General features: G+C 46.8%; 12 protein-coding genes. 4 read left to right on the top strand and 8 right to left on the bottom strand.

Annotated elements, in window-relative coordinates:
• Window positions 1-4: 4 nt before the first annotated feature.
• Together CCE91_RS10630 and CCE91_RS10625 are read right to left on the bottom strand one after the other, a co-directional pair.
• On the bottom strand, window positions 5-469 hold the full coding sequence (locus CCE91_RS10630) for an SRPBCC family protein (RefSeq protein WP_086435276.1): 465 nt from the start codon (window positions 467-469) through the stop codon (window positions 5-7).
• A gap of 88 nt (window positions 470-557) precedes the next feature.
• Window positions 558-1,007: a hypothetical protein gene (locus tag CCE91_RS10625; protein ID WP_086435275.1), complete on the bottom strand. Its 450-nt coding sequence runs from the start codon at window positions 1,005-1,007 to the stop codon at window positions 558-560.
• A gap of 283 nt (window positions 1,008-1,290) precedes the next feature.
• Between CCE91_RS10625 and CCE91_RS10620 the strand changes: the two genes are divergently transcribed.
• Window positions 1,291-2,376: a zinc-binding metallopeptidase family protein gene (locus CCE91_RS10620; protein WP_086435274.1), complete on the top strand. Its 1,086-nt coding sequence runs from the start codon at window positions 1,291-1,293 to the stop codon at window positions 2,374-2,376.
• Window positions 2,377-2,378: 2 nt separating this feature from the next.
• Here the strand turns inward: CCE91_RS10620 and CCE91_RS10615 are convergent, their stop codons facing one another.
• A complete protein-coding gene (locus tag CCE91_RS10615; protein ID WP_086435273.1) occupies window positions 2,379-3,119 on the bottom strand; it encodes a peptidase in 741 nt (246 codons plus the stop codon).
• Between the two features lie 145 nt (window positions 3,120-3,264).
• On the opposite strand from CCE91_RS10615, the gene CCE91_RS10610 reads away from it, so the two are divergent.
• A complete protein-coding gene (locus tag CCE91_RS10610) occupies window positions 3,265-4,716 on the top strand; it encodes a circularly permuted type 2 ATP-grasp protein (RefSeq protein ID WP_086435272.1) in 1,452 nt (483 codons plus the stop codon).
• A gap of 2 nt (window positions 4,717-4,718) precedes the next feature.
• Window positions 4,719-5,639 (top strand): alpha-E domain-containing protein, encoded by a 921-nt coding sequence (locus tag CCE91_RS10605; protein ID WP_086435271.1) that lies wholly within the window; start codon window positions 4,719-4,721, stop codon window positions 5,637-5,639.
• Here the strand turns inward: CCE91_RS10605 and CCE91_RS10600 are convergent.
• From CCE91_RS10600 to CCE91_RS10590, 3 genes are all read right to left on the bottom strand, one after another.
• Window positions 5,636-6,187 carry a YaeQ family protein gene (locus tag CCE91_RS10600; protein ID WP_086435270.1) on the bottom strand — a complete coding sequence of 184 codons (552 nt, stop codon included), beginning with the start codon at window positions 6,185-6,187 and terminating at the stop codon, window positions 5,636-5,638. The two genes, CCE91_RS10605 and CCE91_RS10600, sit on opposite strands and share 4 nt — an antisense overlap.
• Before the next feature lie 57 nt (window positions 6,188-6,244).
• Window positions 6,245-7,777, bottom strand: coding sequence for a S10 family peptidase (locus tag CCE91_RS10595; RefSeq protein ID WP_086435269.1), 1,533 nt, complete (start codon window positions 7,775-7,777; stop codon window positions 6,245-6,247).
• A gap of 81 nt (window positions 7,778-7,858) precedes the next feature.
• Window positions 7,859-8,254, bottom strand: a complete 396-nt coding sequence (locus CCE91_RS10590) for a VOC family protein (protein ID WP_086435268.1) — start codon at window positions 8,252-8,254, stop codon at window positions 7,859-7,861.
• Between the two features lie 574 nt (window positions 8,255-8,828).
• Here CCE91_RS10590 and CCE91_RS10580 point away from each other — a divergent pair.
• Complete coding sequence (locus tag CCE91_RS10580; protein ID WP_126797223.1) at window positions 8,829-9,581, top strand: hypothetical protein; 753 nt, start codon at window positions 8,829-8,831, stop codon at window positions 9,579-9,581.
• Between the two features lie 269 nt (window positions 9,582-9,850).
• Here CCE91_RS10580 and CCE91_RS10575 read toward each other — a convergent pair whose 3' ends face one another.
• A complete protein-coding gene (locus CCE91_RS10575) occupies window positions 9,851-10,216 on the bottom strand; it encodes a cupin domain-containing protein (RefSeq protein WP_086435266.1) in 366 nt (121 codons plus the stop codon).
• Window positions 10,217-10,320: 104 nt separating this feature from the next.
• Window positions 10,321-12,396, bottom strand: a complete 2,076-nt coding sequence (locus CCE91_RS10570; protein WP_086435265.1) for a S8 family peptidase — start codon at window positions 12,394-12,396, stop codon at window positions 10,321-10,323.
• Window positions 12,397-12,522: the final 126 nt, after the last annotated feature.

Raw genomic sequence — 12,522 nt, 5'->3', positions numbered from 1 at the left:
GCCATTACTCTGCCGGGTGGTCAGGTATTTCAGGTTCCACTAAGTACGCCAGCTGAGCTAACGACTCTTGCCAGCCGGCGTAACAAAACTCAACCGGAATTTCGGCGGGAATTCCGTCCTGCACAATGGTCAATTCCGTACCGCACGCGACCTTTTTGAACTCAGCCGTCACCGTCATAACGTCGTTAGTTGGTCCATGATCAAAAGTATCGGTTTCCCGAATACGCTCATTGGGCTTCAGTTCTACATACTTGACGGTAAACGCGTGGCTGGTGCCAGTAGAAAAGTTAGTAAACGACATGTTGTAACCACCACCCTCGCGTACATCCATATTCGTGATGCTGCCGGTAAAACCGTAAGGTGGTGACCAGTATTCCAGTGCACTTTTATCCACAAATGCTTTATAAACACGCTCAACCGGTGCTTTTATAATTCGGTGCAAGCGTGCAGTACCTTTTCCTTTTGCCATGGTGCTTCTCCATTTTTATAGCTTCAGTTTAGTAATCGAACGGCAAAAGAAGAAATCGACACTCAGCACTGAACAGAACGTGACTCGTTTACTGCCCAACATCCAGGGCTTCGGCCAATTTTTCGCTGTCTACGTGTTTTTGGAGGCCTGAGAGAGCTTGGGCAACATTTGGGTTTGCGAATAGCTCCTGACCGGCAACCTGACCGAAAATCTGGAACCCTTGCTGAATGGCAACAGGCCCTTCATATTTAATCGCTTTTTGGGATTGTTCCAGACATGTCACACTCATAAGTTCAACAAACATGTCGGCAGCAGCTTTGTTTGCTTCTTCGCGTTGTTCATCTGTCACGGCAGACATAGCCGACACATCAGGGTGCAGCGCCATTGAGGTAAACATCCACTTTACCAGGGCAGCTTTGTTAGCCGGGGTTGCGGATTCCACCAGACACCGGGATAAGTCGTCTGAATAAACACCGGCATTGCACACCAGTGGTAAACACAAAGCCGTAGCCGTAGCAATAGACCGAATAAAATTCATTATTTCCATTCTCCGTGGTATGAGGTTTGTAGCTAGTTGGGCTACTTATCTTGTTGAAGTTACAAGAGTTAACTTAACTGGGCAAGAATAAAAGCACATCGACAAAGCATTCAGAAATTTGCCCGCATTCCTTGTCGCAATAAAACACTGGCTTGCAGCAGGACCCATGAAGAACTAACGTCTACTAACCATTACCATAAACGCATTACTCAGTAACGTGTTAAAATAGCTCATAAACTGAACGCTCAATGCTAATAAGCAAGCGAACCTTGGTATCAAAATTATGCGAACCTTTTCATGTCAGTGCGGTAATACTCTGCATTTCTCGAACACGCGTTGCGTCAGTTGTGGGCTCATGCTGGGTTTTATGCCGGATGAAAAAAAGCTGAGTGCTTTTACCAAGCATGAAAAAGGCATTTGGCGATCGGCCGCCAATGGCAAACTTTATCGCCAGTGTAAAAACTACTCGGTGCAGGACGTATGCAACTGGATGATTCCGGCTGAGCAGCAGGGCGAGCTATGTGCTTCCTGTGAGTTAACCCGAACTATTCCCAATCTGGACCAACCCGAAAACAGGCTACTTTGGTTTCGCATGGAGCAAGCCAAACGGCGTTTGCTTTATACCCTTTATAAACTTGAGTTGCCGGTAGTCTCGCGGTATCAAGATCCTCAACATGGGCTTGGTTTCGAGTTTTTGGAAGATCAAGTTGAAGACGATTTTGGCAATGAACTCACGGTTAAAAACTTCGTTTCTACCGGTCACAGTGCGGGCATTATTACGCTGAACCTGAAAGAAGCTGAGCATAGCTCGCGGGTGAAAATGCGTGAGGAAATGAACGAGCAGTATCGTACGCTGCTGGGCCATTTTCGGCATGAGTCCGGTCACTACTATTGGGACCGGCTGGTACGCAATAGCCCTTGGCTGGAAGAGTTCCGCGAACTTTTTGGCGACGAGCGGCTGGACTATACCTATGCCCTGCAAAATTATTACGACCATGGCCCGGCGCCCGAGTGGCATAAAGTGTGGGTAAGTGCTTATGCCAGCATGCACCCGTGGGAAGACTGGGCTGAAACCTGGGCGCACTATTTGCACATGGTAGATACGCTGGAAACCGCAAGTAACTTTGACTTCAGCGTGTCGTCATATCAGGTGGTAAACCCATTGCACCAATTACCACAAAGTGACGAAGCTAAAAGTGAAGCTCATTTTAACCAGCTGTATAACGACTGGTGCCGGCTAACGGCGGTGTTAAACGCGCTTAATCGCAGCATGGGCCTGGACGATGCTTACCCATTTGTTATTTCCAATATTGCCACGAATAAGCTGCGCTTTATTCACAAGGTTATCTGCGCAGCTTATAAAAGTTAGATTTAACTCTCTTTTTCCCAGTCAAATCTTGGTAGGCCTGAAAAGGCCTGCCGCAGTCCTTCGTTCCATTGTTTCTGCATCGACTTATACATGGGGCTGAAAGCACTATATTTGTTGTGCCAGGGCTCTTCCATGCTGTCTTCAGTGTAAATAGCCAGTTCAATGGGTAAGCCCACACTGATATTACTTCGCACAGTAGAATCAAGCGATACCATGGCACAACGCGCGGCGTCTTCCAGCGACGTATTGGCCATAATAATACGGTCTAAAATAGGCTTACCGTATTTGTTTTCACCTATTTGCAAGTAAGGCGTGTCTTCCGACGCGCTAATGTAATTGCCCTGCGGATAAATCATATAAATCTCACAGGTTTTACCGGCAATTTGGCCACCAAGAATAAAGGTGGCTTCAGCACTGGATTTACTTTTCTCCAATGCGGGCGCGTGCTGTTGCTGCTCTTTTTGACTCAAACTACCAATGTAACTGGCTACATCGTAAAGGTGTTTACCCTTGCGCAGATTAAATGGTGCATCGGGATCTTCCAGATCGGAGTTGATGGCGTTCACTACCGCCTGTGAGGTAGCCAGGCTGCCTGCGGACAGCAACACCAGGGAACGCTCACCCGGCCAGGCAAACCTATACATCTTGCTGTACGTGGCCACATAATCTACCCCGGCGTTAGTGCGCGAATCAGACGCAAACACCAAGCCCTTGTTAACACGAATTGCCAAACAATAGGTCACAAAACACTCCACAACGATGAGCTGAAGCTCAGCTTAAATTCATCGTATTCTCTATGTAACTAAGCGTAAAAAGCAAACAATTTTGCATTTTTGCCGAAACTACCACTATGTTTATAACAGGGATAAAACAAAAGTGAGGACTGGCATGACCATTCGTTGGGGAAGCTATAAAGTCACCAATTTGTACGATGAATTATTACGAGCGTCAGGCAAACCGCGCGCCGCCGCCGAAATTATATGCGGCTATTTGCGCAGCCTGAGCAATGAAGACATTGAAGAATTTAAGGTTGCCGCGGACTCTGCCATTCATGTAATGGGCATTAGCTTCCGGGTTTACCACGAAGACGAAGGGTCTATTGATAGAGCGTGGCCCTTTGACATTATCCCCCGAATTATCGACAAACAAGAATGGGTAAAAATAGAAGAAGGGCTGAAACAACGCGTTAAAGCTCTGAATATGTTTATTGATGATCTATACAACGATCAAAAAATCATTAAAGACGGCGTATTTCCCGCTGACCTGCTGAAAAAATCCAAGAATTTTTTAGCTGAATGCAAAGGCGTGCGTCCACCGCTGGGAATATGGGCGCATATTTGCGGGTCGGATTTAGTCCGCGACAACGACGGCACTGTTTACGTACTTGAAGACAACCTGCGGGTTCCTTCCGGCGTGTCTTACATGCTGGAAAACCGCAAGGTCATGAAACGCGTATTCCCGGAAATGTTTGAGCAATACAGCATTTTACCGATCGACGATTACCCTTCCCAACTGTATGACATGTTATGTCAGCTATCGCCACGCGACATTGAGCAGCCGGAAATCGTACTACTAACCCCGGGTATTTATAATTCAGCCTACTTCGAGCATGCGTATCTGGCTCAGCAAATGGGCGCCGAGGTGGTTGAAGGTCGTGATTTGTTTGTAGATGACGACGACGTTGTGTATATGCGTACGATTGAGGGCCCGGCGCGGGTGGATGTCGTTTATCGCCGCGTTGATGATCACTTTATTGACCCTGAGGTATTCAACCCCGAATCAATGCTTGGGGTGCCTGGTTTAATGCGTGCATGGAAAGCTGGCAATGTAGCGCTGGCGAATGCCCCTGGTTCAGGCGTTGCAGACGATAAGGTTGTGTACGCCTTTGTACCAGACATTATTAAGTATTATCTGAACGAAGAAGCCATTATTCCAAACGTTCCTACTTATAAGTGCATTAATAAGGAAGAACGCGACTATGTGATTGAGAACATACATAACATGGTGGTGAAACCAGCCAATGAATCCGGCGGCGCCGGTATGCTTATTGGCCCCCATGCCACCAAAGCGGAATGTGAGAAGTTTAAGCGCCTGGTTCGCCGGGACCCCCGCAACTATGTAGCGCAGCCAATGCTGATGTTGTCGACCGCGCCAACCCTGATTGAGAACAAAGCAGAACCCCGACACCTGGATTTACGCCCCTTTGTATTAAGCGGCAAAGAAATCAAGGTTACTACGGGCGGGCTAACTCGAGTCGCCTTGCGCAAAGGGTCTATTGTGGTTAACTCGTCTCAGGGTGGCGGTAGTAAGGACACCTGGATTGTGGATATGGAGGCTTAATCATGTTGTCACGGGTAGCAAGTAATATGTTCTGGATGGCCAGATACCTGGAGCGGGCCGAAAACACAGCCAGAGTAATTAACGTAAACTCGCACCTGCTAATGGATTTACCGAAAACGGTAAAGCTAGGCTGGGAGCCCATTATAGATATTCTGTCGGTACGCGACGATTTCTATGAGAACTACGAGCAGGCGGACGAGCACAGTGTGGTCAAATATATGGTCACCGATAAAAACAACCCTAGCTCGATTATCAATTCGCTTACCCAGGCCAGAGAAAACGCCCGTACCATTCGGGAGATTCTTCCTACCGAGTGCTGGGAGCAAATTAATACCTTATATCTGTCGGCCATGCAGAATCGCCAGTCGATGCTGGGGCGTCGTCATCGCTACGAAGCCCTGAATGGTGTTATCCACTTCAATCAGACTATTACCGGCATGTTGTCGGGCACTATGACCCATGATGAAGGCTATGCTTTCCTGCGCTTGGGCCGCAATATTGAGCGTGGTGATATGACCACCCGGATTATTGATGTGCGCTCGGCCACGCTACTACCCGAACTTGATCATGAGCAATCAGCTTTTGAAAATATTCAGTGGATGGGCGTACTTAAATCTATGTCGGCGTATCAAATGTATCGGCGGGAAATGCGCCTGCGTATTAACCGACCCGATGTACTTAAGTTCCTGTTGCTGGAATCTCGCTTTCCGCGCTCATTGCTGCACACGCTGGAGGAAGCTAAGGCAGTTTTACAAGAACTGCCACGCCACGATAAAGCTATTGTGCCCATCGATAAGCTGCAAACCAAGCTATTGAAAGCCAAGCCGCAATCTTTGAAGCAGGAAAGCCTGCACGAGTTTATTGATGAAATGCAGATGGGGTTGATTACTATTGCCGAAGAAGTCAGCGAGACGTACTTTTAAGGGGCCTTCGGCATTTCACCATGCCAACACTCGAGTGTGATGGTCATTTGTTCAGTGTCATCGCTGATGTACAGTTGACCGTCGCTGATCATGACGCCCCAATGGGTTGAGCGATTCAGTTTTGCAGCAATTTCAGCTAATTCGTCTTGCGGTAACACAAAAACATTCACATTGGTTAAATGAGCAAACTGCGGTAGCACTTTTTCTCGCCACAACCGCGCATTGCCATACACAACTACGGACATGCGCGGTGCACGTCGACTGGCTTTGATAACCCGTGCCGCATCGGGCAAGCCAACATCAATCCAATGCTGAATTTCACCCGTGAGATCCATTTCCCACAGTGCCGCCTCGTCGGTATCAGATAACCCGCGACCGAAAGCTAATTGCGGATGATAAAACATCGCATAAGCCAATACGCGTGAGGCTAAACGCAACTCAGTTTCGGACGGATGCCGTGCCACGGTAAATTTCACACTCTCGTAAACGCCGCGATCAGTATCCGAAATATCCAGAGAGATTTTATAAGGGGTTGCTTGCAATGCCATTTCGTTACCTAAGTGAGGGTGCGCAAGGCTCACAGGAGCCCCGCGCTATCGGGATGGTTAATCGGTTTTACCCGTTTGCGTTTGAATAAACTGGCGGGTGTCTTCAAGTAAGGCTTTTCGTGCTGGTTCATGCACATACATCATGTGGCCGCCGTGATAGTAGTGGTAAATGATGTCTTCACTCGCAATACCATGCCGGTTGAGTGTGTACTCAGCATCAAAAAACGGCGTAACCAGGTCGTAATAACCAGAGCTCACCATTACTTTCAACGTAGGATTACTGCGCAGTACCGAGGCCAAATCCGGCGCTGTATTCACGTACTTAGGTTCCCAGGTGCGCCCCTCTGGCAGAGGGTTCCAACGCCAGTTACCCGAAAGCTCAGGGTCAGCAGGATTGAAGTAGCTGCGATCCCAGTCAATGCCTAGGTCGTTACGCATATAATGCATCAGTGATGCTTTGTAAGCTGGCGAAATAGCACGTGCAGCATCTGCGCGAGGGCTTGCTGCAACATCATCGCGTTCATCTTCGGTGTAACGGCTATCCAGCAGACCTACAGCAATGCCGTCGTCGCGCCGCAATTCTTTCGCGAAACGGAAAGCATTAATACGCAAGTCAACGCGCTCAATATACTCTTTGCTTAAGCCAGTAAAACGTTGCAGCTCGCTAACCAATTCGGCGCGTTTTTCATCTCCTAACAAGTTACCCTCAAACAAGGCAGGCAGCAGTTCTTGTGTTGCGAACTCACGGCTTTCTTGGATGAACGCTTCAAAGTCACCTGAGTTATCTACTTTACCGTGATACCAGGCTGTGGCAGCCATGGTAGGAATGTACGTAACGTAGGAAATGATGTTGTCATCAACGTACGGGCTGGAGCCTTGGTAATCCAGCGCCTGCGACACAAACACAATCCCGTTCACGTTAATCACGTAATCGTCGAGCAGTATCTTAGCAACGGCCGCAGCGCGGGTGGTGCCGAAGCTTTCACCCAACAAGAACACCGGCGAGTTCCAGCGGTTATTCTCGGTTAGCCACTTGGCAATGAAGGCAGCCATAGCATTGGCGTCGCCAGTAAGCCCCCAAAAGTCTTTCTTTTCACCCTTACCAATAGCGCGTGAAAAACCCGTACCAACAGGATCTACAAACACCATGTCGGTTACATCAAGAATGGTTTCAGGTGCATCTTTAATGGTGTACGGCGCAGCGCCTGGATGCTCTGCGTCGCTGGGCACCACAATACGCTTGGGGCCATAACCGCCCATATGCAACCAGTTTGAAGACGAACCCGGCCCGCCGTTCCAGATAAAGGTAACGGGACGACCCTGTTCCTTGTCCACTACATAATCGAACGAGAAAATTGCAGCAGTAGGGTCACCTTCAGTATTACCAATATAGGTTTCGCCAGCGTCTACTTTGTAGCTTAGCCGCGTACCATTAAACACACCTTTGTGCTGCGAGCTAAAGCGCGTTGGTTCGGGAACCGGTTGTTCTTTGTCTGACGCAGTGACGTCATCTTGTGCCAAAACGCTGGTGGGTAGTGACACCAGCACAACCAGAGATAAAAAAGCTAAATAGTTGGTCAATGATTTCACAGTTCTATTTCCTATTAGGGCGATTTCTTGAGGTTACCACAAATAGAAAAAACAAAGCCACGCATTGGTTTACCAGAGACTTTAGTTCAACTGAATTAAGTCCCATTTCGTCCCATAAAGGTCTTTAAATACAACCACGGTGCCATATTCTTCCACGCGCGGTTCTTCCGTAAATTCTACGCCCTGGCTTTTCATAAATTCATAGTCACGCCACAGGTCATTGGTTTGCAGAAACAGGAACACCCGACCACCAGCTTGATTGCCTACCGACTTGCGTTGCTCATCATTGCTCGCTTTCGCTAACAATAAATTAGTGCCCGTTGAATTTGGAGGCGACACCACTACCCAGCGCTTACCACCGCCCATGTCGGTATCTTCTAACAATTCAAATCTTAGTTTTTCGGTGTAGAAAGCAATTGCATCATCGTAGTCTTCAACAACTAGCGCGACCGTTCCTATTTTTTGTTCTATTTTCATAAATAATGTTCAAGTCCGAAAGTTATAATCTCAATGCCTAGACACGGTAAGTAACAACTCTTTCATAACCCCGATATTGTGGAGACGAACTATGGTTTGAGCTCTAAATAGTTGTGGAATCTCCAAAAGAAATATTAGTGCGACTAATACCCAACCGCCCCCCAAGAAAAAAAAGGTTCCGATAGAAAACAGCCAAAATATTTTTTGTTCGATAACTTGAAACGCCAATTGCCAACCATCGGCTGCTTCACGGTTTAATGCCTACTCTACTTTCTTCAGGGGTACGCCACTGGACCCCAATAGGATAGTGCCGCAACCTCCTTCGGCAACATGAACAACTTTATACTCCTTAAATATTGGCATTTTACCTATCCTTGTTATCTCTCTGTTGAGTTTCTAATTTAGCCACAGCCAAGCTAGTAATTCTATTTATTTAATATGTAGTAGTTTTTAGCACCCGAATTCTAATAGGATAGAGATAGTAGTCAGTTTATTTGACAGGGAAATCAGGGTTAGTGCGCGCAAAAATTAAAATTTTCATCATGGAGGCGGCAACGAAGTTTGCCGAAGCAATTTGAAGACCAAATTAGCTTTTATTCTAACTATTATCTTGGTTGCCGGTTGGATTTTTTTCTCTCAAGAAGGGAACCAGATATTGCCCACTGACAAGGAAACATTCACCTCCTTGTCTCCAAGTCAGCATATTGTCTTAAGTAAACAATCAGCCAGCATGACTCCGGAGCCGCCAGAAACAAACCAAATAGAACACTACTCGCCTAACATGACTAACCATGCACAAAAAGAGATGCTGGACAAACTGAGAGCCGCTAAGCGGAGTATATCAATTCAAGATGAAAGCTATGATGAGCTTGTCGAACTGGCTCAAAATTATATGCCCGAAGATGAAGATATAGGTTATTTTGACTGGAATGGTTATTCAGTAACGGCCTTTCTTCAAGAAAACGGTGCCTATACATTTGAATTGTTGGTATCCGATTTTTTTGACCGTTTTCATAGTGGCGAAAGCCTGGTTACGGCAAATGTTGAACACCTAGATAGTGATGAAAGCTCCGGTAGGTGGGATTCGGTTCGCGAATTTGAGCTCCGACAATCCTTATCAAATCAACTAACCCCTGGCTCTTATAATATTAATTATGTCTCATGCCGTCAGCGGCGTTGTGTGGCAGAAGTGGTTATTTCCGGAAACTTCGATTTTAGCAAGGCTCAAATGCACTCCTTAGCCGCCATGTTCCGACGAGAGGGGCATCAGCCACAAATACTCTATTACCATCCAATCTGGTCTTTTGATATTTATTACAGCGAATAGTCGGACCGAAATTTTTTGAAAATCAGCGCAAACCGTAATATCCATATTAATAGCCGATTTATTCCGAGGCGTGCGAGTGTCAATGATACTGGCGCATTTCATATCGATTATCTCCAAGCTGGCTTCATCTTCGGTCCTGACTATCTGTTAAACCGCGATACGCTGGTCAAAAAAACGTCAGCTAAAAGACTTAACAACCAATTGCTTAGCTGTCAGCTTTCTAGCGCCAGCGGAAAAATCCATCCGGGGCAGCGCTGTTGTTAATCGACTTAGATCCAAACATCGTTTTCAGCAGTTTGCGTACTAGCCTCGTCCCCTGTATTCACGACACCCCGCGGCTCGATAAGTAAAACTTTCGCTTCATTCTCAGCATATGGCTTGTGTTCAATGCCCTTTGGAACAATAAACATTTCGCCCTCCGACAAACTTACATACCCGTCCCTGAAGTCAATCCTAAGGCTCCCCTCAAGCACGATGAACGTTTCATCCGTGTCTTTGTGGTCGTGCCAAACGAATTCACCTTGAATTTTAACTATCTTGAACTGATAGTTATTCATCTCGGCAATTACCTTTGGCGACCACTGATCAGTAAAGAGACCGAGTTTATTTTTAAAATTTATCGCCTGATAGTTCACCTAAACTCCTTATTGGTTGCAGTTAACGCAAAAGTAAAAAGGCGCCAAAGGCGCCTTTTTTAGAACTGTTAAACACAGCACGAATTCAGTGCATTGCGCAGCAGTTATTTCACTTCAGAGGTGATGTCCGTAGTGATGGTAAATGGCGTAGCAACACTAATATACCCCGTAACACGTAAAGTATAGGTTCCTGCCATATCCGTCCAGAACTGTATCACTTCCGGGTTGTCCAGTGAGGCACTAGATGCTACTTCCACACCCTCTGGATTTACTAGGTAAAAGTCCAGATCCGCCACACCAGTCCAGTCCAATGTTGAAGTCACATTCACATCATTCGGATTAATTTCCAAAGGAAACTCTTGTACTTCCAGGTTTTCAGCCGAAACACCCATGGTACCAGAATCAATCTGTTGGCTGTTTGTGAAGCTGACATCTGGAGCTAATAGAGCACCGTCTACATCCATACGATCAAACTTCACTTTCTTATTCAGAATGCGAACTTCCAAATCATGGATACCTTCACCCAAGTTATCAAAAGCAACCGCAACATCCTTCGGTGCCGCTTCAGACGCACCAGCAGCGTATACTGTTTGAGTACCCATAGAGCGTCCATCAGCAATAAGTTCAACTGATGCTGGCTCGTCACTAGTGGCTAAAAAGTGAAAACGTACTCGCTCACCGCGTATTTTTGCGAAAATTGATGAGTGACTATTTTTTGCCGTAGTAACCGTTTGTTCAAATGCAGAATCATCGTGTTTACTTTGCCAGTTACCCACAAAAACGAATTGTTCAGCACTGTCATCAGCTTGGTTCCAATTCCCCTGACTAGACCACAAGGTATCGCCATTTAAAAAGGCAACGCGCTCGCCGGTGGTTACTTTTGCTAGATCAACAGCAGCTTTGACATCTATATAGCCGGCACCAACTTCGTGTGGAGCGTAATCCATAGGCTCTGCTGTATCTTTCAAGATTTGCTCGATTTGATCCGGCGACAGGTCTGGGTTCACTTCCAGCAACAATGCAGCCACGCCGGCTACAAATGGAGTGGCCATAGAAGTACCGCTGATCGTATGGTAATACGCCAAATATTCAGGGTGCGCTGCGTCAACTACCGGTCCCATTGCTCCAATAGCTGTATTAGGAGCACGAGTAGAAGTAATACCTTGTCCAGGCGCAGTGATATCCGGCAACTTGAATGGGTGACCAGCTACGCCGCGACTTGAAAAATCGGCGAGCTGTTTTTCACTGGTGCCAGCCGCAACGTTAATGACCCAAGGTGCCACCGCATATTGATTAAGAGTATCTTCAGCAGGACCCGAGTTAGAGGCAGCAAAGCTTACGACCATACCTTTGCTATACGCCTCGAAAGAGGCTTTGTTGATCGGATTATTTGGATCAAATTCGGCACCATCACCACCGCCCCAGCTGTTGGTAATAATATCAATGTCCAGGCGTTCTTTATTCGCAATCGCATAATCGAATCCTAACAACGCATATAAGATAGAAATACCTTCCCCAGCGCCTAGGCCAACAAGATTTGCTCCTGGGGCAATGCCATCATGGTAGTACGCTCTTCGCTCATCGTTAACAGACACCATACCCGTTCCTGCAACAGTACCTGCAACGTGAGTACCATGACCTGAAGAGGTGTCGCTGTTTGGCACTCCTTCGATAAACGCGTTACGTCCTCCAAGCAAATCGAGATCGCCTACAATCTTAACGTTCTCAACTGTTTTCGTCTGAAACTCTAGATCAGGGTGCGTCGCATCCACTCCAGAATCCAGAACCGCGATAGTGACTCCATTGCCAACTACGCCATAATAATCGTGAACATAATGTCCACCGGTAATTTCACCTGACGTGTAATTACTGTATCCCAATGGAGCATTCGCGTAGACACTGCTGACCGCCGAATTTTCCATCAGTGATTGCAACTGCAGCTTGGTAACCGTAGCGCCAGCCATAGGCATGGTTTTCAATGCAAGGTAAGGAGCCCCAAGGTTTTGCAAAACTCGATCGATATTGCTGTGCTCGTCAAACGAAACAATAACATCGTACGGCCCGGTAAGGTTCTGTATATCTTCCGCCAGTTTCGATCCTAACAGTGCATCAGCCTGAACTGATGACGCGCCGAGCAGGCCTGAAGCCAAAATACTTAAAGATAGAAGAGTTCTTTTCATTATTATTCTCCAAAAATATCATGGTTGACCTTCACAGAGTTACATCTAATGTAGCAATTCGATATAAGGGATCTCCCCTATATTTTGATATGAAAAGACACTGGCACTTGCGCTCGATAGAAATAA

The sequence above is a fragment of the Pseudidiomarina planktonica genome, from assembly GCF_900177775.1.
Lineage (GTDB): Bacteria > Pseudomonadota > Gammaproteobacteria > Enterobacterales > Alteromonadaceae > Pseudidiomarina > Pseudidiomarina planktonica.
The sequence above is the reverse complement of the archived record's forward strand: the minus strand, read 5'-3'. Positions and strand labels throughout refer to the sequence as shown.